21 protein-coding genes are annotated in these 25,014 nt (G+C 43.0%); 3 read left to right on the top strand and 18 right to left on the bottom strand.

What is annotated here, in order from left to right; genetic code table 11:
- Window positions 1–36: 36 nt before the first annotated feature.
- The 4 genes from D8847_RS03165 to D8847_RS10755 form a co-directional block, all read right to left on the bottom strand.
- A complete protein-coding gene (locus tag D8847_RS03165) occupies window positions 37–2,682 on the bottom strand; it encodes an alpha-mannosidase (protein WP_125840579.1) in 2,646 nt (881 codons plus the stop codon).
- Window positions 2,683–2,738: 56 nt separating this feature from the next.
- The gene (locus D8847_RS03160; protein ID WP_125840578.1) at window positions 2,739–4,019 is read right to left on the bottom strand and encodes a glycoside hydrolase family 125 protein; all 1,281 of its coding nucleotides are present in this window, start codon (window positions 4,017–4,019) and stop codon (window positions 2,739–2,741) included.
- A gap of 141 nt (window positions 4,020–4,160) precedes the next feature.
- Window positions 4,161–5,366: a hypothetical protein gene (locus D8847_RS03155; RefSeq protein WP_260467758.1), complete on the bottom strand. Its 1,206-nt coding sequence runs from the start codon at window positions 5,364–5,366 to the stop codon at window positions 4,161–4,163.
- A 27-nt stretch (window positions 5,367–5,393) separates the two neighbouring features.
- Window positions 5,394–5,522: a hypothetical protein gene (locus D8847_RS10755; protein ID WP_260467757.1), complete on the bottom strand. Its 129-nt coding sequence runs from the start codon at window positions 5,520–5,522 to the stop codon at window positions 5,394–5,396.
- Between the two features lie 158 nt (window positions 5,523–5,680).
- Between D8847_RS10755 and D8847_RS03150 the strand changes: the two genes are divergently transcribed.
- The gene (locus D8847_RS03150) at window positions 5,681–7,768 is read left to right on the top strand and encodes a GH92 family glycosyl hydrolase (protein WP_125840577.1); all 2,088 of its coding nucleotides are present in this window, start codon (window positions 5,681–5,683) and stop codon (window positions 7,766–7,768) included.
- Window positions 7,769–7,804: 36 nt separating this feature from the next.
- Here the strand turns inward: D8847_RS03150 and D8847_RS03145 are convergent, their stop codons facing one another.
- From D8847_RS03145 to D8847_RS03095, 11 genes are all read right to left on the bottom strand, one after another.
- A complete protein-coding gene (locus D8847_RS03145) occupies window positions 7,805–9,484 on the bottom strand; it encodes an alpha-L-fucosidase (RefSeq protein WP_185757912.1) in 1,680 nt (559 codons plus the stop codon).
- 524 nt (window positions 9,485–10,008) lie between these two features.
- On the bottom strand, window positions 10,009–11,514 hold the full coding sequence (locus tag D8847_RS03140; protein ID WP_125840575.1) for a zinc ABC transporter substrate-binding protein AdcA: 1,506 nt from the start codon (window positions 11,512–11,514) through the stop codon (window positions 10,009–10,011).
- 9 nt (window positions 11,515–11,523) lie between these two features.
- Window positions 11,524–12,330, bottom strand: coding sequence for a metal ABC transporter permease (locus tag D8847_RS03135; protein WP_125840574.1), 807 nt, complete (start codon window positions 12,328–12,330; stop codon window positions 11,524–11,526).
- Window positions 12,323–13,027: a metal ABC transporter ATP-binding protein gene (locus D8847_RS03130; RefSeq protein ID WP_001269483.1), complete on the bottom strand. Its 705-nt coding sequence runs from the start codon at window positions 13,025–13,027 to the stop codon at window positions 12,323–12,325. The genes D8847_RS03135 and D8847_RS03130 overlap by 8 nt, the downstream gene beginning before the upstream one ends.
- Entirely contained in the window at window positions 13,027–13,467 is a 441-nt protein-coding gene (adcR, locus tag D8847_RS03125; protein ID WP_001249328.1) for a zinc-dependent transcriptional regulator AdcR, read from the bottom strand. The genes D8847_RS03130 and adcR overlap by 1 nt, the downstream gene beginning before the upstream one ends.
- Before the next feature lie 148 nt (window positions 13,468–13,615).
- A complete protein-coding gene (gene nt5e, locus D8847_RS03120; protein WP_125840573.1) occupies window positions 13,616–15,667 on the bottom strand; it encodes a cell surface ecto-5'-nucleotidase Nt5e in 2,052 nt (683 codons plus the stop codon).
- Between the two features lie 142 nt (window positions 15,668–15,809).
- Window positions 15,810–17,078, bottom strand: coding sequence for a D-alanyl-lipoteichoic acid biosynthesis protein DltD (dltD, locus tag D8847_RS03115; protein WP_125840572.1), 1,269 nt, complete (start codon window positions 17,076–17,078; stop codon window positions 15,810–15,812).
- The gene (gene dltC, locus D8847_RS03110) at window positions 17,071–17,310 is read right to left on the bottom strand and encodes a D-alanine--poly(phosphoribitol) ligase subunit DltC (RefSeq protein WP_000351971.1); all 240 of its coding nucleotides are present in this window, start codon (window positions 17,308–17,310) and stop codon (window positions 17,071–17,073) included. Before dltC ends, dltD begins: the two co-directional genes overlap by 8 nt.
- 13 nt (window positions 17,311–17,323) lie before the next feature.
- On the bottom strand, window positions 17,324–18,568 hold the full coding sequence (dltB, locus tag D8847_RS03105; protein WP_125840571.1) for a D-alanyl-lipoteichoic acid biosynthesis protein DltB: 1,245 nt from the start codon (window positions 18,566–18,568) through the stop codon (window positions 17,324–17,326).
- Complete coding sequence (gene dltA, locus D8847_RS03100; RefSeq protein ID WP_125840570.1) at window positions 18,565–20,115, bottom strand: D-alanine--poly(phosphoribitol) ligase subunit DltA; 1,551 nt, start codon at window positions 20,113–20,115, stop codon at window positions 18,565–18,567. The genes dltB and dltA overlap by 4 nt, the downstream gene beginning before the upstream one ends.
- A gap of 20 nt (window positions 20,116–20,135) precedes the next feature.
- Entirely contained in the window at window positions 20,136–20,267 is a 132-nt protein-coding gene (locus tag D8847_RS03095; RefSeq protein WP_007518064.1) for a teichoic acid D-Ala incorporation-associated protein DltX, read from the bottom strand.
- Window positions 20,268–20,553: 286 nt separating this feature from the next.
- Between D8847_RS03095 and hslO the strand changes: the two genes are divergently transcribed.
- Together hslO and dusB are read left to right on the top strand one after the other, a co-directional pair.
- Window positions 20,554–21,426 carry an Hsp33 family molecular chaperone HslO gene (gene hslO / locus D8847_RS03090; RefSeq protein WP_125840569.1) on the top strand — a complete coding sequence of 291 codons (873 nt, stop codon included), beginning with the start codon at window positions 20,554–20,556 and terminating at the stop codon, window positions 21,424–21,426.
- Complete coding sequence (dusB, locus tag D8847_RS03085) at window positions 21,413–22,393, top strand: tRNA dihydrouridine synthase DusB (RefSeq protein WP_185757909.1); 981 nt, start codon at window positions 21,413–21,415, stop codon at window positions 22,391–22,393. Before hslO ends, dusB begins: the two co-directional genes overlap by 14 nt.
- Before the next feature lie 56 nt (window positions 22,394–22,449).
- On the opposite strand, the gene D8847_RS03080 is transcribed toward dusB, so the two are convergent.
- From D8847_RS03080 to D8847_RS03070, 3 genes are all read right to left on the bottom strand, one after another.
- Window positions 22,450–23,136: a YoaK family protein gene (locus D8847_RS03080; protein WP_125840567.1), complete on the bottom strand. Its 687-nt coding sequence runs from the start codon at window positions 23,134–23,136 to the stop codon at window positions 22,450–22,452.
- A gap of 126 nt (window positions 23,137–23,262) precedes the next feature.
- A complete protein-coding gene (locus tag D8847_RS03075) occupies window positions 23,263–23,946 on the bottom strand; it encodes a hypothetical protein (protein WP_045617905.1) in 684 nt (227 codons plus the stop codon).
- 293 nt (window positions 23,947–24,239) lie between these two features.
- Window positions 24,240–25,013, bottom strand: a complete 774-nt coding sequence (locus D8847_RS03070) for an NUDIX domain-containing protein (protein ID WP_125840566.1) — start codon at window positions 25,011–25,013, stop codon at window positions 24,240–24,242.
- Window position 25,014: the final 1 nt, after the last annotated feature.

Below are 25,014 nucleotides of genomic sequence, written 5' to 3'. Positions count from 1 at the left end.
ATCTCATAGCATTAGTTATAGAACACTTTAAAACTATTAAATTTCTTCTTTTTTAATCAATTCCGTGCGAATTTCTTGTGGAGCCAATAGTCCTGAATGAACTGGATAAGGTCGCTCAAGTAAGTCCAAAATGGTTTGTTGGTGCTCTGATATACGCACATTTTCTTGACTCATATTGTAGTAACGGAGGACATATCCTTCTTCATTTTCCGCCACTTTAAAGGCTGTTGGGCAAACTTGTGGCAAGCTGAGTGCCGCATGACTCAAGAGGCTACCAGTCGCAGCAACACTTCCTTCTTGTTTAGCAACTTGAAGACCAGTGAATGGTGTTTGGAAGGCTTTGGCACGACGGAAAGCGGAGAAGCGTTCCCCTGCTTGGTGGCATTCGAGAGCAAACTCGACTTCAAACTCACGCAAGCACTGAGCCTCTGGTGTCGGGAAGTAACCCCAGTCACCTAGCTCACCTGAAGCACGAAGGATGGTCACTGCAATGGTATCATCGCCAAGGATTTCATACTCGTGCAATCCTTTATTGGCCACCGTCACTCCTTTTTCATCATCATAAAGGCTGACAAAGGCTTGTTGGTGTTGTGGATTTTCAGGATTTTCCCATGAAGCTGCTGGTTTGTTTGGTCGTGTCACCACCTCATAAATGCTTTCAGAATCATTGCTTGGACGCGTATTATGAGTCTTAACCAAGAGACGGATACGGTGGTCCTTGGCTGTGTTAGTAAAGCGAGTCTTGAAGCGGATTTGAGGATTGTCAACAAAGACAGTCATCTCTGTTTCAAGAAGAATGCTTGTCCATTCATCTGAGCGTCCAGCTTCACGCGTCATAAACTCGATAATGCCTCTTTGTTCCGCATCCAGTTTTTCATCTGCACTTACTGGAATTGTCAATTCATACTTGAGCAAGATCTTGGCAAAACGAGCTGTATTTTCCAAGACCTCATAACCTTTGAGTTCTGCGTAGATAGGCTCTGTTCCTTTTGGTTGGAAATAGATGTACTCATTTCCGATGTCACCACGGTCTTCAAAGCGAAGAACATCTTCATACGCTTCATGAGTTGTCTTGTCGTAAACTGTGATATTTTCATCCACACTGACCGTTACAAATGGTGTATCAATCACTCCGTTTTGGTAAATACCGTCACGATGTTCTTGTTCTCCCTCCAGCAATTGGAAGGTTGTCCAAGAGAGAGGGGCTAGATGAACAGGGACTGTCACGCGCACTTGGCGAGCAATACGAGCTTGGCGGAACTTGTCTTTTGGCAAATCATACTCAAAGTTAGCTCCCAGATCTTCGATTTTCGCTTCTACAGCATGGCCCTCCAAGTCTTCGACACGGTAGTTTGGCAAGGTCAAGGCTGCCATTTTCTTGTAGCCTTCTGTTGGGTGCAATTCCTTGAAATCACAAACCGCCACATCAATCACTGTGCTGACCGTATCAACCTTGTCATGCAAGCCTGTGTTAATGACGGTAAAGAGATGGTCGCTTTGCGCTTCGTGGGTTGCGATTTTGCCCTTCCATTCGTTGAGAAGATTGGTCTTAACAAAGTTTCCAACTTGGTTGACCTTGGCAAAACGTGTCTCCATCTCACGGTGAACCTCGTCCACACTACAGCCACAGATACTATCATGGGGAGCATTTTGTAGAAGGACTTTCCAAGCATAGGTCAACTGGTCCTTATGGTTATGTCCGCCAGTGATGACAGTCAATGGTTCCACTACTTGTTCCAGCAGGTTGCCATTTTCTTGGAAAGCTTGTTTGAGGTAAATGCGTGATGAAGAAGTATTGGCAAGCGTGTACCAGCCGTCTGTTTCCTGACTTGTCAACTCACCTGTAACCGTTGATAACTGCTCTGGTAGAGCACTTTCTACTGCATGGACATAGTCATCAAAAGAACTATGTACAAAGGTTACATCTGGGAAGAGTTCATTGGCCACACGAATGGCTTCGCTCAGATTGCGCTGTACAGGCTGGTGATCACAGCCGTTCATCATCAACCATTGGTTGGTCGAGGCGTAGTCACGCACATCGGACAGTTTTTGTTTCCAAAAGGCCAGGGCTTCATCCTTATCAACTGGGATTTCATTCCCATTACTATACCAGTTGGCAAAGAGGATACCGAGAACGCGACTTCCGTCCGCACCCTGCCAGTACATTTCTGAAAACTGAGAAGTAAACTGCTCATCTTCGAGAACTTGGTTGTCAAATCCAATCGGCTTCACACCACGCCCAAAGGCTGCCACGTGAATGCCTGATTTTTGAAGGATTTGAGGAGCTTGTCCCATATTTCCAAAGGTATCTGGGAAGTAACCAATCTGGGTTGATTTGCCCCATTTTGCACATTCTGCTTGACCAATCAAGGTATTGCGAACATTGGCTTCACTGGAAATCAAGTAATCATCCTGCAAGATGTAAAAAGGACCAATTTTGAGTTTGCCTTGGTCGATATAACGCTGCACCTTGTCACGATTTTCAGGACGAATTTCCAAGTAGTCATCAAGGACAATGGTTTGTCCATCCAAGTGGAAGCTCTTGAACTCAGGATCATTTTCAAAAAGATCAAAAAGATTGTCAAATAATTCCACCAACTGCATGCGGTGGCTTTCAAAAGGTAAGTACCACTCACGGTCCCAGTGACTATGTGAGATAATATGTACAACAACATTTTCCATGAAGTAAAACCTCATTCTAAATTTAAATTTTTATTTCTATCTAACTAAAGAACTGATTAGCTAATATCTAGATAATCCAAGACCAACTCACAGAACATCATGTTGGCCCAAGAGAACCATTCGCGAGAGTAGAGCGTTGGATCATCAACGTGGAAGCTTTCATGCATAACACCTGTTCCACCATCGCAGGCAACGAGCTGATCGAGCAAGAATTTCTTCTCTGCCTTATCTCTTGTTGTCAAGCCCTGGATAGAAAGGGCAATCGGCCAGATATAGCGATAGAAGGTATGGGAACTTCCGAGACCACTAGCATATTCACCTTGGTAGAAATATGGATTTTCAGGGTTCAGAATAGTCCGACGAGTTGCTTGGTAAACCTCATCGTCAATGTCGCAGTAGCCCAGATAAGGCGCAGCCAACAAACTTGGTACATTTGGATCATCCATGATGCTGGCATTTCCCAAACCATCCACTTCAAAGGCGTAAATCTTTTCGCCCTTGCTATTGGTGGTGTAGGCGTAGTTTTCGATTCCTTCTTGGATCTCCGCTTGGAGACCCTTAGCGTCTGCGATAATACTCTCGCTATCAGCCAAGTTTAATTCTGCAAAGATTTCTTGGACATAACCCAAGACTACTACGGCAAACATATTGGACGGAATCAAATAGCTATACTGGCAGCAGTCATCACTCGGGCGGAAAGCTGACCAGGTCATACCTGTCACTGCAAAGTCAGGTCCAAATCCATCATTTACCAAGGTATCTTCCTTGCGGTCTGTATCCCGAACAAAACGATAAGGAGAGTTCTTGTGGTCTTGTTCCACTGTCCAGAGGTGAAGAATTTCCTTGGTCGCTGCGACAAAAGTCTCATCAAACTGACTGGTCTCTCCAGTATCTTGCCAAATGAGATAGGCCAACTGCAAAGGATAGCAAAGCGAGTCCACCTCGTACTTACGCTCCCAAATCCAGCCGTTAAGGTCTGTGTGGTCAGTCTCATGGTGGCCCTTCCAGTTCTCCTCAATGTTAAAGGAATTGGCATAAGGATCCTTGAGAATCAAGATCATCTGACGCTTAACCAAACCTGCAATGGTCTGACGCAAGAGAGAATCTTTTTTAGCCACATGCAGGTAGGGTCTAAGTTGGGCTGTAGAATCCCGAAGCCACATGGCAGGAATATCCCCTGTGAGTACAAAGGTTGAATCATCTTCTAGGATCTCAACCGTATTGTCCAAGGTGTCGGTGTAGCAACGCTCAAAGACATCCACCCACTCCGGATGGTCCTTGGCCCGCTCTGCTACTTGGTCTAGCCATTCTCTAACAATTTCTTTCGAATAAATCATCGTGCAGTTTCCTCTTTCAAACAAGTTTCATGTTCAGTATAAAAAAAAACGCCTCCAAAAGATATACACAAACTAAAGGCGTTTTGAAACAAACTTATGAAAAAAAGTTGGGGCTCTCCCCCAACTTTTCTATTCACTTTTCTATTCTTCTTTTTTAACCTCTATCAAATGATACTCTTTTCTTTGAAGTTCTTCTTTTAACGCTTCAAAATCTTCTCTCCCTCCACCATAGATTGGCCTTATACCCTCCTTAGCGACTAAATTGTCATCTTTCAATTCGTAACCATCGAAACCATAGTACTTGTAACTAACATTTGTAAATAAACTACCTTTACGCGTTACTTTATACACCGTAATTATATCAATGTCAGCACTTGACGTATTTCCTATTCCTGTAGTGATACCAATATAACTACCCTGAGGTTCTAAAGTATAGGTTTCGTTAGTACTATTCTTATTTAGCTCCTTGCTGTATGCATCATTTTTCTTCAATACATCAATTAAATTCTTCACATCTTTCGCATCTTTTAGACCTTCAACTGTTACTTCTACAGTTTTAGAGTCTACCACTTTTCCTTCTGCTTTCAAAGAATCGATACTTACATCTTTCACTTTCAAAGTGACTTTGTCGCCATTTTTCAAGTTTCTTGGACGTCTACCATTTTCAAAATCAAAGTAGGCTTCATCCTTAGAATTTTTAGTGATTGTAATAGTGCCAGAACCGTTAAGTCCAGTGAATGTTACAGGTGTTTCTGTCAACAAGTCAGAAGCTGAAACCTTTTCATATTCTTTAAGATTTTCAACTTTGAAGGTTTTCTTTTCAGCTTTAAATGGTGAGTTTTTTGAGCTTGTTGTTACAGTGAACGTAACTTCGTCCCCATTTTTGAGACCATTTGTTTTGTCAAATTCATAATGGACACTACTAATCATCGCTTCTGCCTGTATCAATTTAGACGCCAACTTGCCATCTCTTGACACCTCTGCGTAAATAATAGGATCTTTTTTAGCCAAACCAGCTGCCTGATCTTTATTAAAGCCTACTTTTTGGTATGCTATTTCTGCTACTTTCTCAGCAATATCTTGACTATTATAAGTCACCGTTCCAGATTCTTCATAACCTGAAAACTCAACTTTGACGTCGCCAATCAAGCTTTTTGGTTGCGACTGGATAACATTGTATCCCACAAATGCCACAATAATAACGGCTACTGCCACAAGAGCTGCAATGATTTCTTTGCGTTTCGCTGCAAACAATCCTTTGGCTTTGTCAACTACTTGTTGAGCTGAAGCCTCAGCTGAAGCTTTTGCATCTTCTTTCTGTTCTGGCTTAGAATCTTTCTCTTCCACCACTTCTTCAGATTGGTCATCTTTTGCTTACTCAGAAGCAGCTTCTCCCACAGTTTCTGGTTCTTGAGTAGCAACTGACTCCACATCCTCTACAGGCATGTTTTCAACCTTCTCTACAGATTCTTCGTTATTCACATTATTTACCGAATCACTCATAAAAAATCCCCTTTTCTTTTTTTATTGCCTCCATTCTAACAAAAGAATAAATATTTGTAAATTATTAACCGAAATTTATAGGGGCATTTACTTTTTAAAATTCGTTTATTGACAATTTCATGTTATACTAAACAAAAACTCCCACAGAAAGCTTTTTTATGAAACCACTACTTGAAACCATCGATACCCGCTTTGGGACTGCTAGCAAGCATGCCTTTTCTCGGGGAAATACCCTGCCATACACAGGCGTGCCTTTTGGGATGAATTATTTTGTGCCCCAGACCAGCGATCAGGAAGGAGCTTGGTTTTTCGATCCACATCTGCCCATCTTTCAGGGGATTCGATTGACCCATCAACCAAGTCCTTGGATTGGCGACTATTCTTGGCTACTCCTAACACCTATCACAGGCCAGATTGGTGGAGACAGTCTCTTTCATCGTCAGTCTTCCTATGACCTAGATAAGGCCTCTTTCCAACCTCATTATCTGAAGATTTTATCCCTGCGCTATCAGATTGAAAGCCAACTGACACCGACTTGCTATGGCGCTTCTATTCGTTTGGAGCAAAAGCAAGGCAAAGCCCTCGCCCTCTATCTTCACGCAGCAGATGAACTGACAGTGGAGCAGGTAGATAAGCGGACTCTGGCCCTCAGACAAGAAGGCAAAACAGAGACCAATAAAAATCCACTGATACTCTTCACCGCCCTACAAATAAACACGGATATTCTTGCTGTCAGCCAAGAAAGCGGAGACTGGCGAATTGACCTCGCAGATAGCCATGCTGAAATCCAACTAGCGACTTCCTTTATTTCTCCTTCTCAAGCGCTGCTTAATCTACCTCAAACGGACTTTGATAGCTGTAAAGCAAGTGCGAAAGCGAACTGGGAAAATCTCCTCCACCGTTTTGATATCGTGGAGACAGGTGAAGCCGACCGGACCTTCTTTAACCACTGCCTCTACAGACTTTTCCTCTTCCCACAGACATTTTATGAGGTGAACGAGTCAGGGCAGACCATCCACATGGATTTGTCTACTGGTACTGTCAAGCCTGGTGTCCTCTTTAGCAACAATGGTTTCTGGGATACCTTCCGCACCACCTTCCCTCTCTTTGCCCTTATTATACCAGAACACTATCACCGCTTTTTAGAAGGTTTCCTCAATAGCTACCGTGATACTGGATTCCTGCCTAAATGGCTAGCTCCAGATGAACGTGGTATGATGCCTGGTACTCTATTGGACGGCATTATCGCAGATAGCGCCTGTAAGGATATGGCTCCCGACTTGGAAGAAGAACTCCTCCAAGCCATGCTGGAGACAGCCACCAAGTCTGACCCTCTTGGCATCAACGGTCGCCACGGTTTAGCTCAATACCAAGAATTAGGTTATCTCTCTACTGACCACCACGAAAGCGTCAGCCACACCCTAGACTACGCCTATAGTGACTTTTGTATCGCCAGCTGTGCCGAAAAACTAGGTCAGAATGACATCGCGGAAACTTATAGAATTTCGTCACAAAATTACCGCCATCTATTTGACACTGCGACGGGCTACATGCTTGCGCGAGATAGCCAAGACAACTTCCGCCCCGACTTCTCTCCTTATAGTTGGGGACGCGACTACGCCGAATGCTCTGCCATTCAAGCGACTTTAGGCATCCTCCACGACATCCCAGGCTTAATCCAACTGATGGGCGGAAAAGAAGCCTTTAGCAATTATCTATTGAAAGCCTGTCAGGATGCTCCACTCTTTGAGACGACTGGCTATGGTTACGAGATTCATGAGATGAGTGAGATGGCTACTGCTCCTTTTGGACAAGTCGCCATTTCCAACCAGCCTAGCTTCCACATCCCTTATCTCTTCCGCTACAGCGACTACACTGACTACACTGCTCTTCTCATCAAGACGCTGCGTCAGAAAGCCTTTCACCCAAGCTGGGAAGCCTATCCTGGCGATGAGGATAATGGCAGTCTCTCTGCTTGGTACATCTGGTCAGCTCTTGGATTCTATCCGACCTGTCCGGGTAAGCCCAGCTATGATCTCGGGGTTCCTCTCTTTGACCACCTCCGTATCTACCTGGCTAAGGAAAATAAATGGCTGGATATCCATGCCGAGCAAAACTACAGCCATTTCAACTTTGTCAAAGAATGCCGATTGGACAATACTACAGTGTCTAGCATCCAACACCAAGACCTTTTAAAAGCTGAGCAACTGACCTTCACTCTCAGCTGGCTACCAAATCACTCATAACCAAAAGAACCTTTGCATCGCGCAAAGGTTCTTCTTTTATGAAACTTGGACTCTAAGTTGGTCAACAAGCTGCCCATCTACCGTCAAATTCAGATAAAAGTCCAAGGTTTTATCTCCTGCAAAATACAAGGTTGGTAGCGTCAGCCTTTTTTCAATCTCACCAACTTGAAACGCAAGGACTTGAATCTCGTCCCGATAGGCGACACCATGCACACCCGTCCCTGGTTGAATTGAAATCTTAGCTTCTAAAGGACTGCTAGATTCTCTGCGCTTAACTGTAAAGTAGACATTTTCTCCCTTGGTCACAGCCAGACTTTTTTCTGAGAACTCTAGTTGCTGAACAGCTTCTTTTTTTGACAAGCTAGGTGTTTTATAAAGTGAAATCTTAGTTAATACTGGCAAATCCTGTGCCTCTGTGATGATGACACGCACCTTCTGAGCCTCTACCATGGATCCTCGCAAAAGGCGTTTATAGCCCACTGTAAATCCTGATCCAAACTCCTGCCAAGCACCATCCAATTCTACCTGAACATGGAAAGCAGCGATGCGTTGCCCTAGTTTCAAATCTTCCCTCAGCTCGATCACATCAAAAGTTTTAGGAATTCCTAAATCAATCTCTAACTGAATTGGCAGTTCTGCATCACTTGCCCAAGAACTAGTCTCTAGTCCATCTGTCAGATGATGACAGGAAAAATCTTCTGATAGAGCTGGACCAGATACCTTGCCTCCCAGAGCCAAATCTTCTTTATAGAGTTCGTCACGATAGGCAGCAAATTCATAGAGGCACTGGATATCCTTCTCATCAAAGAGCCCATCTTTATTAGGTGGAATATTGAGTAAGAGAGGTGTACCCCGCCCTACCGAGTGAAAATAAATCTCGATCAACTCCTCGAGAGACTTAGAATCCTGATCCTCATGGTAAAACCAGCCTGGCCGAAGAGAAACATCTGCCTCGCCGATTGAAAACAGCGTCCCCAAGGGGTCTCCGTGCTGTAGATAATCTAATTCCGCCTCAGTCCCCAACTGGTCTGGCTTGACTTTTTGCCACAAGGGTTCCCCTGCATAGCCTCGTTCATTCCCAATCCAGCGGATACTAGTCCCTTCAGTTGAGAAAATCAAACAATCGCCCTGCAAGTCACGAATGGTTTCAAACCAGGTCTCAAACTTATAGTTGACCTTCTGAGCACCTTCGCCTCGAGCACCATCCATCCACACCTCAGCGAACTTACCGGCATTCCCATAGGCAGGATTTGACAAGATTTCCTTCAATTGAGCCAGATAGTAGGCATTGTAGTCCGCTTCTCGGTCCACGTGATAGAGGGGACTGTGAGCATCCCAAGGAGACAAATACACTCCCATGTCCATGTCAAACTCAGTCGCAGCTTGGGAAACCTCAAGGAGCAAGTCCCCCTTTCCATCCCTCCAAGGGCTAGCCTTGACCGAATAATCTGTATGTGCTGTCGGGTAGAGGACAAAACCATCGTGGTGCTTCACCACCAAAATCAGTTTTTTAAAACCTGTTTCTTTGAGTACCCGAACCCATTCACGCGCATCTAACTTGGTCGGGTTAAAACGCATAGGATCCTCTTGCCCACTTCCCCATTCTTGGTCATAAAAGGTATTGGGGCCAAAATGGATAAAGGCAGCTAGTTCATCCTCTAAATAAGCTAGCTGGGCCTGACTTGGTAATGGCCCATGTGGTTTTATGTTCGTCATCATCTCATATCTCTTTCTCTTGTTCACAAAGTTATCCACAACTTGTGGATAAGAAAACATTCCTAAAAACTAGTCTTTTCAGACTCCAGCTCTTAGAATTGGAAATCTTCCCCCTAAACAGACCTTTGTCAAATAACTTTATACTTAGGTTTCTACTAGTTCTCTAGCGAGTTACTAATGTACGGAACTATTATCAGGATACTTCAACACCATGGATTAGATATCATTCTTCCTCAGACTTATCCACAGATTGTGAATAAACTATTGTTCCGGACTGCTCTCTCCTTGACTATAACAAAAAGCGATAGTAGCGTCAATATGACTAAGATTTCTTCCTAAATCCCCTGAAAAGATTCTATAATTTGTACAATCGTAGCTTTTGCATTCGTCAGCTAGTTAGAAGCAGCCAGTAGAAAATGACTTCTTTACCACATTGTGAGCAGCACAGCTGTGGTACTATAATACCTAACAATCTAATCATTTCTAGCAAAAAATCCCGCAGATTTGCGGGATTCTCTCTTGCATCAATGCGCCAACATTTCTTGGGCGATTTCTTGGCCAGATAGGTTATCTGGATAATAGGTTGGCCAGTTGTCCATCTCTTCAAAGAGGGCTTCTTGGCTGGTGCCCCCAAAGAAGATATGGAAATGTTCTGCCTTGACTGGGGCGATATTGTGATCGCTAAACTGAACATACTTGAATTGTCCAGCATCGGCATCTGTCGCTTCAAAGAGGAAGCGCACACCACGATTGCCTTTCTTATAAGTCAAGATTTTCTTGCCGACATACTTGTAGGTGAATTTCTTTCTTTGGCCACCTTGAACAAATTCCATAGTATTATCCGTAATGTTGATCTTGGTCACATCTGTCTGATAGCCTTTTCTATAGTAGTCCTTGTACTCATCCTTTGTCATCTTGCCAGTCAACTTAGCCTTGTAGTCAAAGACTTGATCAAAAGTTCCATCCTCAAGGAAAGGATAGACCGACTGCCAGTTGCCAATATAGTCACTTAAGGTACGATCTTTGACATCTGCATCCTCAAAGTAACCATTGTGAACTGTCTTGGTGTTTTCTTCCTTTTCTGGCTCAATTTCTGGTCCTTCTTGGTCTGTTGTCTGCTTCAAAGCCTTGAGGTTTTTCTCCATCACGGAGATATAGTCCTCACCAGCCTTGGTTGCTTCTTCTGTCAGACTTTCTAGCGGATTGAGCACATCTAGTTTGACGCCCGTTTCTTTTGAGAGGGTATTGGCGAGGGCTTGTGAGGCATTTTCCTCAAAGTAGATATAAGAAATCTTGTTTTTCTTGATATACTCGGTCAATTCTGCCAAACGTGCTGCTGATGGTTCTGCATCTGGTGAGAGACCTGAGATGGATACTTGCTTGAGACCGTAGTCCAAGGCAAGGTAGTTAAAGGCAGCGTGCTGGGTCACAAAGCTCTTTTGCTTCGCTTGAGACAAGCCATCTGTGTAGGCCTTATCCAATGCTTGCAATTTTTCGATATAGGCAGCCGCATTCTTCTCAAAAGTCTCTTTTTTATCAGGATAATCTGCTGACAAGCTGTCACGGATATGCTCTACTAGTTTAATGGCGCGTGCTGGTGAAAGCCAAACATGAGGATCGTAGTCGTGATGGTGACCCTCGCCGCCATGATCATGCCCTTCCTCTTCTTCCTCACCACCTGGCAAGAGGAGCATATCACCTGTCGCCTTGATAGTTTTCACTTTTTTCTTATCCAAGGATTCTAACAATTTTGGAACCCAAGTTTCCATATTTTCATTTTCATAGACAAAGGTATCTGCGTCTTGGATTTTGGCAACTGCCTTGGCAGACGGTTCGTATTCGTGAGGTTCTGTACCAGCACCAATTAGAAGTTCTACATTAGCAGTATCTCCTGCGACTTGCTTGGTAAATTCATAGACTGGGTAAAAGGTTGTCACGATATTGAGTTTCCCATCTGCCTGTTTTTGATTGGAACAAGCCACTAAAAACAGGGCACATAGACTAGCTAGTAGTAAGCTAATTTTTTTCATTTCATTCTCCTATTTGATAAAACGTTTCAATAGACTGACTAACAAAAAGACAGCTACAAAGATAATGGTGATACTAGCGCTGGCAGGTGTTTCTGCATAGTAGGAAATATAGAGACCTGCCACCATTCCCAAAAAGCCAATAGCGCTGGCTAGTAACATAACGGATTTAAAGTTTTTCCCCAGACGAAGGGCAATACTAGCTGGCAAGACCATAATGGTCGACACCAAAAGGGCTCCTGCTGCTGGAATCATAAGGGAAATAGCTACCCCTGTCACCATGTTAAAGAGGATGGACATAGTACGAACGGGCAAGCCATCCACAAAGGCCGTGTCCTCATCAAAAGTTAGGATATACATTGGTCGCAAGAATAAGAAAGTCAAGAGTAAAACGACCGCAGCAATGGCAAAGAGAAAAATCACCTGCTCCTGGCTAATAGTCACAATCGAACCAAAGAGATATTGGTCCAAACTCATGGAGCTCGAACTTTTCCCCTTACTCATCACGATAAGAGACACTGCAAGCCCTGTAGACATGAGGATGGCAGTTCCGATTTCCATAAAGTTCTTATAGACTGTACGGAGATACTCTAGAAAGACCGCAGCGATCAAAACAATGGCAATGGTTGAAATAGTTGGAGAAATCCCCAAAACCAGACCAAAGGCTACACCTGAAAGTGAGACGTGACTGAGGGTATCACTCATGAGACTCTGACGACGTAAGATAAGGAAGGTCCCAAGAACTGGAGAAAAGAGACTCATGGCAATGACCGCCAAGAAGGCACGCTGCATAAAGTCATAGGATAACAAACTAAGCATGTTCCACCTCCTGGTCGCTTTCGTGAACGTTGAAACAACGCCATGGCGAATCTTGGTTACGCACTAGATGGATATTGCGATCTGCGTAGTCCTTGACCTCCTCAGGGTCATGGGTAATCATCAAAACAGCCTTGCCATGATGGTGGGCACTATGGTGCATGAGTTCGTAAAATTCATTTTTGCTTCCCGCATCCATCCCTGTTGTCGGCTCATCCAAGACAAAAATATCTGGGTCAGAAGCAAACATCCTTGCAATAACTGCTCGTTGCTTTTGCCCCCCAGAGAGGGAACCAATCCGTTTATCACGGTGTTCCCACATACCAACCGAGTCTAGACTGGCCTTGATATGCTCCTCATCGTGGGCATTCAAACGACGGAACCAGCCCTTTCGCGGATAGCGACCCGACTTGACAAATTCATAAACTGTACTTGGAAAACCAGCATTAAAACTGGCAATCTGCTGAGGAAGATAAGCTATCCTAAGCTTTTTACCATGAGTGTTTGTCTTTGAGATGGTTACCTTGCCAAATCTCGGCTGCAAGATGCCCAGACTCGCCTTGATAAGCGTCGTCTTGGCAGCCCCATTTTCACCAGTCAGGGTGACAAACTCCCCACTATCAACACTATAGTTGATATGCTCGAGGACAGGTTCCTTGTCATAATAGAAAGACAAGTCCTCTACTGTAATATACCGCATTATTTGATTTCTCCTACTAAAGCAGTTAAAAACCGCTGGATAACTTCTTGTTCATTTGGAGTAAACTGACTTGCCACTTGTTCATAGGCTAAGAGCGTGTGTTCATGATGATGGTGGTGTTCCTCTGCCACTGGTCGAGCTAGTTCTGTCAGTTGGTAAAAAATCACACGCGCATCTTTTGGATCTCTAGATGTCTCTAACATGCCCTCTTTGACCAAAGACTTGATAGCCTTGGTCACTGCCGCCTGACTGACATTAAGGCGACGGGCCAACTCCGAGTTGGTTAGGGATTCTTCCGATAAGAGCATGAGGATGTGTTCCTGAGTATTGGTCAAGGCTACGTCACTCGTGCAATGCCCGATCAGAATTTCATGCTGGTTCTCAGATCTCAAAATCACCTCGTTTAAAAAGTTATCGATTTCCTGTGCAAGCTGTCTCATGTGTTACTCCTTCCCTATCTATCTTTTTCGTAAAAAATATAGATAGCCACCGATTCTTTACTGGTTAATTATATCATAAACCAAAAAAGAGTCAAGGGAAAAAGGCGTAAAAACGTTTCCCTTGACTCTTCTAGATGTAAAATTTAACCTATTTTTGCTTTGGCTTTCGGCTTGATAAGATACCTGCCAAACCAGCTACCATTCCCATCAAGAGCAAGAAGATGGATTGTTCACTTCCTGTATTTGGGAGGGATTTTTCTGAGACAACTGCTTTCTTGCTAAATTGACCTGCCACCTCATAAGTCAATGGCACATTTGTAGTCGCATCGTTAGCAGCCGCATTCGTTTGAGGCGTTTCTACTGGTAGACTAAAGTTTTTAGAATCCACAGAAATCGTCCGTGAGTTCGGATTAATCTTTTCATACTGGGTCAAATCAGCGGTTTTCAGATACTCTTCAAAGGCTGCATCCATAGATGGGCCTTCTTCACGAGCGCCACCCAACATAGTGTAGCCATCGCCACCCGCAGCTAGAAAATCATTGGTTGCAAGATAGTAGGTTTTTGCGAGGTCTAGGAGATCATAACGACCAGTTGCACGGTTTTTAACCTGGATAGCCAAAACACGTTTACCTGATGGTAGGTTGGTATCATAGTAGACCTTCACACCTGAAACTTGCAAGAAGCCACCACTTGGCTCTAACAATGGTTGGCCGTTCTCATCCAAGACCTTCTTGCCATCCTTATCGACCTGCAAGATAGATCCGAGTGACTTTTCAAACATATCCAATACTTGTTGCCCAGTCACTTGGATTTGTGAGATGGTATTTCCAAATGGAAGAACCGCAATGACATTTCCTTTAGTGATTGGTTTGCCTTTTGCAATGGTTTCACGCAAGCCACCACCATTTGTCACAGCGATGTCTGTCGGATGGCTAAATCCTGTCTGACCGTACTGATAGAGGGAGTCTGCTACGACGTTTCCGAGGTTAGTTTCACGAACCCGAACATTTTCACGATCTCCATTGAGTTCTACAGGGCTGTTTGAAACGACTTCAACAGCATTTTCAGCATCGTATTTTTGTTTAATGTCTTTGACTAGTTTTTCAACTGTTGGATTGGCTGGTAATTTTTTAGCATCAGCAGCCGCAATCAGAGTTGGATTGCCCAAAAGTTGACGTGATTTGTAGGTGATTTTCCCTACATTATGAAGGTAGCTTCCTGTCTGGTTATAGGTAACATTGTTTCCATAAGTCGTTGATTCTACTGTATGAGAGTGACCGTCAATTACTGTTACGCGTTTCCCTTTCAAACGAGGATTTTTAGACAAGGCTTCTGCCAAAGTTGAACCACGCCATTCGACTGGAGTTGTAGTATCCACACCCAAGTGAGCCAGCACAACATAGTGTTTGTAGTCCTTACCTTCTGCACGAGCCTTGGCTTGAACTTCTTCGATGACCTTATTGACTTCAGAGATTGGATCTGTAAAAGTTACTCCTTTAATGTTTTTAGGGTGGGTTTTTGTAGCAGTTTCAGGTGTTGTCACACCGATTACAACAAATTCATCACCTTCCACAGTCTTATCTTTATCAACGATTGTGGAAGCTTCAAAAAGACGGGCTCCATTGACATAGGTATTCGAGCTAAGTAATGGGAATTTCAAGATTTCCTTGTATTTTTTAGCTTCGTCTAAACCAAAATCAAACTCATGATTTCCTACTGCCATGGCATCATACTGCATCTTATTAAGAATTTCAGCACGCGCTTCACCCTTCGTAGAGTTGGAAATCGGCAAACCTTGGAAAGCGTCTCCCGCATCAACAACCAGAGTATTTTGATTTGATTTCGCACGCTCCTGCTCAATGACAGTCGCTAACTTGGCATCACCAATTACTCCCTTTTCCTCTACAATACGACCATGGACATCATTGGTGTGTAAGATAACGCTGTCCTTTTCTTCGCTTTTAGTAGATTCAGCAGGAGCTGACGGAGCTTCTGCAGGTGCAACTGCTTCTGAAGTTGCTGAAGTTTCCGGTACCGCAGGACTCTCAACAGGGGCTAGAGTCTCCGACGTAGCAGGAGTCGCTACAACAGCTGAACTTTCTGCAGGAGTTGTTGCTTCTTCAGCGTAGACTTGTCCAGCTAAAAAGGCTGGGGCTAATAGAGCTGTCGATAAGACAGGTAACAAAGAACATTTATTCATTTTGAAATCCTTTTCTTTTCTTTTTTCCTTTATATTATACGATATTTCTAGAAAATTTGAAACCTTTAACTTATTTTCACCTAAAACATTCGCTATTTAAACAAAAAAAGCTTGGGTTCAAATCCCAAACTTTTAGCTCATTTTATTGGAAATCTTTGATCTTCCCATCATAGGTCGCCCAGTCCTTGCTAAAGAAGCGGTCATTTATCTTGTAGTCTGGAGCTGGTTTCGGATCCGTCAAGAAAGGATTGACAACCTTATCAAAAGCCAGCCAACCCAACCATCCTAGATGAATGGTATCCTTAACAAAATATGGATCCCCTCCATTTTTTGAAAAATCAGCAATATTGGTAAAACCCTGACTTTCTAATTGGTAACGAATTTTCTCCACTGCATGCTGGTACATCTCTTCGCTGAGCCCTGTGTACTCCATCCACTTCTTGTTAACCGGTTGAATGACAAAGAGCACATTGACATTCGACTTAGCAAATTGATTGAGGACCAGCTGCAAATCATTGTACTCAGAGGACTTGAGGAAGTTGTAATTTTTTTGATATCCTTCCCATTTTTTTAAATCCTTTTGAATCTCTCTCGTATAGAAATGATTTTCCATCCCCATATCGTTATTGGTCGTATTTGCCTCTGCGTCCTTACGAACAATTTTTTCTAACTCATCATAAGAAAATTGATCCGGAAGATCTTTTAAATAGTTCTCCACGTGTTCCTTGTACTTGAGTTGTCCTCGAATGGAGAATTGTCCAAAGAGAGCGGATTGTTTTTCGTTGAATCGCGCAAAAATATCAATAGCAACCTGATCAACATCTGATAATTCTTCACCCTTTGACAGTTTTTGAACAATGCCTTTTAATGCAACATTAGGATTCTGCTTTAACAATCGAATAGCCGCATGCTTTGCAGCAATGTCACCAGATTGATTCCCCAAAAAAGCTGTCAATTGGTCACTGTTAAAAAATCTCTGAAACGCTGCGGGTTCATAATCTGTCTCCGTAAACCACTGAGGCGAAATCACAAATACAGCCTGCTTATTCTCTATTTCTGGCAAAATTTGCTGTAGACCAAAATATTGATTTAGAGAGGCTGCTCCTGCTTGACCTAGAAAGTAAGGACGATAGGGACGATGGTATTTTTCCGCTAAAACAGCTGGATGGACACTATCAAATCGAATCCATTCACTGGACCCTAGAAAAGGAATAAAACGCATATTTGGATCCGTAAGAGCCCTTACTTTTTGGCTTCTCTCTTTAAAACTCTCTGCACTAACAGAAGCCGCCGAATATTTCTCCTCCGTCAGATTATGGCTTGTTGTACTTGGATAAAAAAAGATGAGTAGAAGAACCAAAAAGCCAGCAATGAAGATAGGCCCGAAGATCAGCCACAAGCGTTTAAGCATGCTTCAACTCCGTAATACCTTCTACGATTTTATTAGCCGTATTCCAGTCATCACGACCGAACTCCGTCACTGGAACACGAATGTCAAAACGGTTTTCAATCTCAACGATCAATTCAACCGTTCCCATGCTATCCAAGACACCAGCATCAAAAAGATCTTCATCCATCATGTCAGAAACATCTTCCATAAATAACTCATCAATAATTTCAATAACTTCTGATTTGATATCCATTTTTTATATCCTTTTATTTTTTAAACCATAAATCATTCAAAAATCCCGAAAAGATTAAGAATGAAACCATCACGACATGGAAGGTGACAACCATGCCAAGCAACTGAATCCAGCGATTCTCAGGTAAGGAACCCTTTCCAGCTTTTTTCCGTTCTTTATTGAGCGCTTTTTTCTTACGAACCCATGCATCATTGATGACCAGCCCAATCCCATGAAAAAGTCCATAGGCGATGTAGTACCAGGTCACACCATGCCAAAATCCCATAATCAGCATATTGAGAATATAGGCTACACTTGAGGTCACATTGCGATTTTTAAAGACCTTCTTTCTGGTCAGAACCATGACCATCCGCATAAAGACAAAGTCACGGAACCAGAAAGACAGACTCATGTGCCAACGATTCCAAAACTCCTTTAAATCCCTTGACAAAAAAGGCTTGTTAAAGTTGATGGGACTATGAATCCCCATCAAATTGGAGATGGCTAAAGCAAACATAGAGTAGCCCGCAAAGTCAAAGAACAAGTCTAGACCAAAAGTATACATCACCGCCAGAGCATAATGATTAAAGAAACCACCTGTCTGCAAGGCCAAATTTTTCAGCGGAGGCAATAATGTCTCTCCTAAAACATGGGCCAAGATAAACTTGTAAAGGAAGCCAAGCATGATATACTTGACAGCCTCTTCTAGCATGTCCATCAACTCATCCCGCTCTGGAATGGTCTCATAATTTTCATTGAAGCGTTTAAAACGATCAATGGGACCACTTGAGAAAGTCGGCATAAAGAGAAGAAAACGTAAGAATTGCCAAATCGTTAAATCCTTAATGACACCGTCTCTTAACTCAACGATAATCCCAACTGCACGAAAGGTCAAGTAAGAAATCCCTAAAAATCCAAACAAAGATTGAGGTCCATGAATAGCAGGAGATACTTTCACAAAGACGATAGGCAATAGGGATAGAAAACTAACCAGGTAAAATATCCATTTACTATCCCGTTGTTTCCTGTACCTTTTGTAGAATGATACAAGCAGTACTTGCCAGATAACATAAAGGATCAAAGCGATTATTTGATTCGTCTTTCCACCGACCAACATGGTGACGATAAAGAAGAGACTAACAAGCACCTCGTACAAGGCAAAACGTTTCTTGAAAAAAAGACCAATAAAGATAGGTAAAGTCGCAGCAATTACGTATAAAAAGTACTGAAGATCACCATAAGGTTCCAAATGAGGTAGCTGTTTATAAAGCTCCATCATCTACTGTTTACCTCATTGATCAAGCCCTTGATATCAATTTTACCATTAGGCGTTAGCGGCAAACTATCTCGATAGAGAAACTTAGACGGCATCATATAAGACATCATGATATCTGCTAGGTCTTCTTTGATAGCCTTGGTAATATCGATATCACGTTCAAACTGTTCACGAACACCGTCCCTTAGGATGACATAGGCCAGTAGATTTTGTACCTTGTGGTCCTTGTTATAACGTGGGACAGCAACAGCCGACTCGATATAGCGAGACTTGTTGAGGTTTTGAGAGACATCTTCAAGTTCAATGCGATAACCATTAAACTTAATCTGGAAATCCATGCGTCCACCATAGAGAAGCAAGCCCTCATCTGTCATGGTTCCTACATCCCCTGTATGGTAGGCTGGAAGACCTTCGAATTCAAAGAAAGCTTCTGCCGTTTTTTCAGGATTATTCATATAGCCTTTTGAAACAGCTGGCCCAGAAACGATGATTTCTCCTTGCTCACCAGTTGGAACTTTCTTACCTTCCTCATCAATGATAAAGGTCGGAGAATCAGCCTTGGTATAGCCGATTGGTAGACGTTTCATAGTTGCAAGCATCTCATCTGTCACGGCAACAGCTGATAGGGCTACTGTCGCTTCTGTTGGACCGTAGGCATTGATAATACGAGCATTTGGGAAACGTTCGCGCAGTTTTTGAGCTGTTTTGACCGTCAATTCTTCACCATCAAAGTAGAAATGCGTGATTCCTGGCATTTTCTCGCTATTGAAGTCTTCTGACAACATGGCCATATCTGCAAAGGAAGGCGTTGATGTCCAGATAGCGATTGGCAATGAAAAAATCGTCGCAAAGAGTTTTTTGAAGTCCTGAGTAATGGCTGAAGGAAGAGCGAAAAGCGTACCACCTAGTGCCAAGGTTGGCGCCCAGTACATGACAGACAGGTCAAAAGAATAAGGAGGCTGAGCCAGCATTTGTGGACGACTTGGCGTCGCAAATTCCTTATCTGTAATCATCCAGTTGGTAAAACTGAGGAGATTGTCATGGGAAATCTGCACCCCCTTAGGCTTACCAGTCGTACCAGAAGTAAAGATGATGTAGTAATTATCATCTCCCTTGACTGGATGGGTCATCTCATAGCTATCCCCTTGAGCAAAGGCTTCTTGAACCTGAACTAAAGTCATCATTGGCGTAGAGACTTGCTCCAATGGAAAATCTGAGATGGCAATAATCAAACTTGGCTCTGCAACTTCTACGATAGCAGAAACTCGTTCCAAGGCCGAATGGCTGTCAATTGGAATGTAGGCATGACCCGACTTAGTCAGCGCTACAAAGGTAGCCAACATCTCATATTCCTGACCACCAAAAACGACGACTGGAGATTTCTCAGGCAAGTCAAGTCGATCGATAGCTGCAGCTAAACTATCTGAATCAGCCTTCAGATTGCCATAAGTATGCTCTTGACCTAAAACATTGTAGACAGGATATGTTGGCTGTGTTTGAGCAAAGTGCTCAATCGTTTCAATCATATCTTTTATCGGTTTATTAGACACTGTTCCTTTTCTCCTTTAAACTAGAACTCATTATAAATAAAGCCACCTTGTCCCTGCCCAAGGTAACTAAAAAAATAAAGCAGGCCAAGCAAGATTACAAAATATAGGGCCGTCCGGCCTAAAAATACATGTAGGTTTCGTTGTTTTTTCATAAGCTATCCATTAATATATCATTTCTATCAAATACAAATACGCACTATTAGTAACTTATCTTCCTAACATTTTACCACTTTATCAACCTTTTTTTCAACTGTTTACCATAACTTAAAAGTTCGTTTTAGGTTATTTTAAGATAAATTAAAATGTTAACAGTAAATGTGAACAAAAATTTCCATTTCTATAAATCTCCTATACCAGTCATCACAAATTAAACAGTTTAAAAATTGACAGCAAACACACGGCTCCCCCTTTGGGCATTTTTATGCTAAAATAGAAGGTATGGATAAGATTATTAAAACTATATCAGAAAGCGGAGCCTTTCGTGCTTTTGTCCTTGACAGTACAGAAACCGTCCGCACTGCTCAAGAAAAACATCAAACTCAAGCCAGTTCAACTGTTGCACTTGGTCGCACCCTTATCGCTAGCCAGATTCTCGCAGCCAATGAAAAAGGAGATACCAAGATTACTGTAAAAGTTCTTGGAACGAGCTCTCTCGGTGCCATCATCACGGTCGCAGATACCAAGGGAAATGTCAAAGGCTACGTTCAAAACCCCGGTGTAGATATCAAAAAAACTGCAACGGGTGAAGTCCTAGTCGGACCTTTTGTCGGCAATGGTCAATTTCTCGTTATCACAGACTACGGTACTGGAAATCCTTACAACTCCATGACTCCTCTCATCTCTGGGGAGATCGGTGAAGACTTGGCCTACTACCTGACCGAAAGTCAACAAACTCCTTCAGCCGTCGGCCTCAATGTCCTTTTAGACAAAGACGACAAGGTCGAAGTTGCCGGTGGTTTTCTTCTCCAAGTTTTGCCAGGAGCCAAGGAAGAAGAGATTGCTCGCTTTGAAAAACGCATCCAAGAAATGCCAGCCATTTCAACTCTTCTAGAAAGCGACGACCATATCGAAGCCCTTCTCAAGGCTATCTATGGTGACGAATCTTACAAACGTCTATCTGAAGAAGAAATTCGTTTCCAATGCGACTGCAGCAAAGACCGTTTTATGAACGCTCTTGCCAGCCTTCCAAGCTCAGACTTAGAGGAAATGAAAGAGGAAGACCACGGGGCAGAAATCACTTGCCAATTCTGCCAAACAACTTACAACTTTGATGAAAACGACCTGGAGGAACTCATTCGTGACAAATCTTAATACACCCTTTATGATTGGCAATGTTGAGATTCCCAATCGTACCGTTTTAGCGCCTATGGCTGGCGTGACCAACTCAGCCTTTCGTACCATCGCAAAAGAGCTCGGAGCTGGACTCGTTGTCATGGAAATGGTCTCTGACAAGGGAATCCAATACAACAATGAAAAAACCTTGCATATGCTTCACATCGATGAAGGCGAAAATCCCGTTTCTATCCAACTCTTTGGTAGCGATGAAGACAGCCTAGCACGCGCAGCAGAATTCATCCAAGAAAACACCAAGACTGATATCGTCGATATCAACATGGGCTGCCCAGTTAACAAAATCGTGAAAAACGAAGCTGGCGCTATGTGGCTCAAGGACCCAGACAAGATCTACTCTATTGTCAACAAGGTCCAATCTGTCCTTGATATCCCCCTAACTGTCAAAATGCGCACCGGCTGGTCTGACCCTTCCCTAGCCGTGGAGAATGCTCTCGCCGCTGAGGCTGCTGGTGTCTCTGCCCTTGCTATGCACGGCCGTACCCGTGAGCAAATGTATACTGGTCACGCTGATCTTGAGACCTTGCACGATGTAGGCCAAGCACTGACTAAGATCCCATTTATCGCCAACGGTGACATCCGTACAGTTCAAGATGCTAAACAACGCATCGAAGAAGTTGGTGCTGACGCAGTTATGATTGGCCGAGCAGCCATGGGAAATCCTTACCTCTTCAATCAAATCAACCACTACTTTGAAACAGGAGAAATCCTTCCTGATTTGACCTTTGAAGATAAGATGAAAATCGCCTACGAACACTTAAAGCGCTTAATTAGCCTCAAAGGAGAAAAAATTGCAGTCCGTGAATTCCGTGGCCTCGCTCCTCACTACCTTCGTGGTACATCTGGTGCAGCCAAGCTTCGTGGAGCTATTTCACAAGCTAGCACTCTTGCAGAGATTGAGGCCCTCTTGCAACTAGACAAAGCATAGTCTCACATCTACAACTCACAAAAACGGCAAAGCTCAAAAATGAGTCTTGCCGTTTTTTATATGTTTTCATCTTGTAAATCTAATTGCTTCACTCTAGCTATATAGTAGGACATAATCAAAAACAAATTGAGGCTGATAATCCATATAGACCATTCATGAAGAAAATGCATCAATACAGCCAAGCTGATTGCGCCCACTATGAAACTTCCCACAACAATCCCATAATTTAAGGCCTGACGACGGTATTCTTGGATATTTCCTTCTCTTCTAGCAATGCGATACAAAGCGGTCAACATCTTTCGGTAATTTCCAGACGTCATAAAAATGACATAGGGATGATCTTCAATCAAACTGCCCGTAAATGTTAGCATCATCATTCCTGTTCCAAAAGCGATGCAAGGAACTTCTATTAGAGGAAATCGTGAAAAGAAAGGGAGAATAAGAGTTCCAATAAATAAAGGGAGCAGCATCTTAACCCGCCAGTAGGCCGTTTTGCGGTATTCTTTCATGTGCAATGCAAACAGAAATCCTAGAGAAAAGAAAATAATAGAGCAGAATCGTAGCATCGTATTGATGACATTTGAGTCGTGCCAATCAGATATCAGTAGGAGAATATTCCCTGTCTGTGTCGCTACCAAACTATGGTATTGAATATGGCAAAACACATCCAAAGAACCACCTACAAATCCAAGAAATACTCCCATCAATCGTGTGTTTTGAGGTAAGATTAATTTATCCGCCATGTATTATCACTCGTTTTCCTTTGATTTTTTTATTATACCACTTTCTCTTGGAGAAACTAAGTGAAAAACAGTTGACTCACTCTTTTACAGAACGATTTCTAGTAAAAGTTAAAACACCAAATTTTATTATTGAATCAAGGCAACACTCGAAACTTTACCATCCGCACCTGTTGTAATTTGGATGATTTTTCCTCCTCCGATTTTGGCATTATACTTGCCATCATCAAGAGTGTAAGAGTAGCCTCTGATAGAATAGTTTTCTTTCTTTCCATCTGCAGTTTCTACTGTGAATTGCCCCCCTGATGAAACCGTAATCGTTTCGCCATTCGCTCCCTTCCAGTTGCCTGCAGCTGCTGAGAAGTCACCATCCACCATGGTTAAAACTCCCTTGTAGCGTTTGTTGTGTTCTGCTTGCTTGTCTTGAAGTTTGCGGTCAGTTGTTGGATCATAGTTTGACTGGTTAGACTGGGCTTGAGAACCTTGTTGAGTTGACGGAGCCTGAGAAGGGGCTGGTTGACTAGGAGTTGCTTGTTCTTGTCTTGATTCAGGGGCTGGTTTCGCTTGTGACTGATCTGCTGTTGTAGAAGACTGATCAGAAGATGCTTGAGCTTTTTCAGATGAAGCTGTGCTTGAAGATTTTTGAGTCTTGCTTTCTTTGTTAGAAGAAGCTGCTTTGGAGCTTGATGACTGACTTGTCTTTGCAGAGCTACTGGTTTGAGTGGTTTCGTTTTTATTTCCACAAGCTCCCAGTAGCAAGGTAGAAGCCAATACAGTCGCTGCCATCAATTTGATATAGGTTTTCTTTTTCATTTTTCTACTCCTTTGTAACATTTTTGAAATGTTAAGAAATCTTTTTGTAATACAATTGTAACATTGGGCTTTGAATCTGTCAACTATTTAGAGAACCTATTTTAAAAATTGTTCCCTCCACTATTTCAATTCGTAATTGAAACGAAAAAATAGAAAAATTTCCTAGATTAGAGTCCTATTTTTTGCATCGTACTTATATAATCGCTTGCATTGTTCTATAATAAAAACAGTCGCAACAGAAAAGCAATCTAATAATAGTAAACAAGGAGGTCGGGATTTTGGTCCCGACCTCTTTATTTCAATCGATAGGTTTTTCTTGGTTTCTTTTTAGGAACTCGTTTGAGTCCGGCTTCTTCTACATATTCGCCGTATTTTACGAGAAAGTTATTGCTGACGATTGGGCGACCTGGGTTGATGAGATTGACCAGTTCAGTCCCCTCGTAGACAGTGAACTCCTCCTCCAGCAGATAGAGGAAGGTCGGGTTCCAGTCGAGACGGCCTTGGATGCGTTTGATGGACTCTTGGATAATAGCATAATGGTCAAAGGCGAAGGCTTGCTCGTCCAGCTCCACTCCCTCTAGGAAGCATTTGCCTGTCTGGAAATCGACATCTACGAAAACGACATCCTTAGCATCGTCATCTGCCTGAACGAGGTCTAAGGCACGACTAGGTAGGTACACCAAGTGGGCAATGGTCACTGTCCAGCCCCGTGGATCACGCCCAGGGGTCGATACGGTCATCAATTGCTCGATTTTTTCCAAAGGTAGATCGAGATTGACTTCTTCTCTCACCTCGCGCTGACAGGCATGTGCAGCATCCTCTCCCTTATCCATAAAGCCTCCAACCAGAGCCAAACAGTTTTGATAAGGGTGGGCCTTGCGACGGATCAGTAAGAGCTTGATCTTTCCTTCGACAAAGCAGTAGGCTACCATATCTACTGTCACACTTGGTTTTTCATATTGAGGGAGTTCCTGCTTGTAGTACCAATCTAAAAATTCCTCCTGACTTGCATGAATTTCATAATATTCTTTTTCCGTCATTCCTGTTGGAATCTTCTTGTCTGCCATC

This window comes from Streptococcus mitis (assembly GCF_003942795.1).
GTDB lineage: Bacteria > Bacillota > Bacilli > Lactobacillales > Streptococcaceae > Streptococcus > Streptococcus mitis_BJ.
This window is presented reverse-complemented; position numbering and strand designations above follow the sequence as displayed.

Excerpts from the sequence above, each read along its gene's own strand:
- D8847_RS10755 (WP_260467757.1), bottom strand. The coding sequence starts at position 5,522 with ATGAGTGATTCGGTAAATAATGTGAATAACGAAGAATCTGTAGAGAAG.
- D8847_RS03165 (WP_125840579.1), bottom strand. The coding sequence starts at position 2,682 with ATGGAAAATGTTGTTGTACATATTATCTCACATAGTCACTGGGACCGT.
- D8847_RS03130 (WP_001269483.1), bottom strand. The coding sequence starts at position 13,027 with ATGCGGTATATTACAGTAGAGGACTTGTCTTTCTATTATGACAAGGAA.
- D8847_RS03080 (WP_125840567.1), bottom strand. The coding sequence starts at position 23,136 with ATGGCGGATAAATTAATCTTACCTCAAAACACACGATTGATGGGAGTA.
- dltB (WP_125840571.1), bottom strand. The coding sequence starts at position 18,568 with ATGATGGAGCTTTATAAACAGCTACCTCATTTGGAACCTTATGGTGAT.
- D8847_RS03135 (WP_125840574.1), bottom strand. The coding sequence starts at position 12,330 with ATGCTTAGTTTGTTATCCTATGACTTTATGCAGCGTGCCTTCTTGGCG.
- nt5e (WP_125840573.1), bottom strand. The coding sequence starts at position 15,667 with ATGAATAAATGTTCTTTGTTACCTGTCTTATCGACAGCTCTATTAGCC.
- D8847_RS03095 (WP_007518064.1), bottom strand. The coding sequence starts at position 20,267 with ATGAAAAAACAACGAAACCTACATGTATTTTTAGGCCGGACGGCCCTA.
- adcR (WP_001249328.1), bottom strand. The coding sequence starts at position 13,467 with ATGAGACAGCTTGCACAGGAAATCGATAACTTTTTAAACGAGGTGATT.
- hslO (WP_125840569.1), top strand. The coding sequence starts at position 20,554 with ATGGATAAGATTATTAAAACTATATCAGAAAGCGGAGCCTTTCGTGCT.
- D8847_RS03145 (WP_185757912.1), bottom strand. The coding sequence starts at position 9,484 with ATGACGAACATAAAACCACATGGGCCATTACCAAGTCAGGCCCAGCTA.
- dltD (WP_125840572.1), bottom strand. The coding sequence starts at position 17,078 with ATGCTTAAACGCTTGTGGCTGATCTTCGGGCCTATCTTCATTGCTGGC.
- D8847_RS03160 (WP_125840578.1), bottom strand. The coding sequence starts at position 4,019 with ATGATTTATTCGAAAGAAATTGTTAGAGAATGGCTAGACCAAGTAGCA.
- D8847_RS03140 (WP_125840575.1), bottom strand. The coding sequence starts at position 11,514 with ATGAAAAAAATTAGCTTACTACTAGCTAGTCTATGTGCCCTGTTTTTA.
- D8847_RS03075 (WP_045617905.1), bottom strand. The coding sequence starts at position 23,946 with ATGAAAAAGAAAACCTATATCAAATTGATGGCAGCGACTGTATTGGCT.
- D8847_RS03150 (WP_125840577.1), top strand. The coding sequence starts at position 5,681 with ATGAAACCACTACTTGAAACCATCGATACCCGCTTTGGGACTGCTAGC.
- D8847_RS03070 (WP_125840566.1), bottom strand. The coding sequence starts at position 25,013 with ATGGCAGACAAGAAGATTCCAACAGGAATGACGGAAAAAGAATATTAT.
- dltC (WP_000351971.1), bottom strand. The coding sequence starts at position 17,310 with ATGGATATCAAATCAGAAGTTATTGAAATTATTGATGAGTTATTTATG.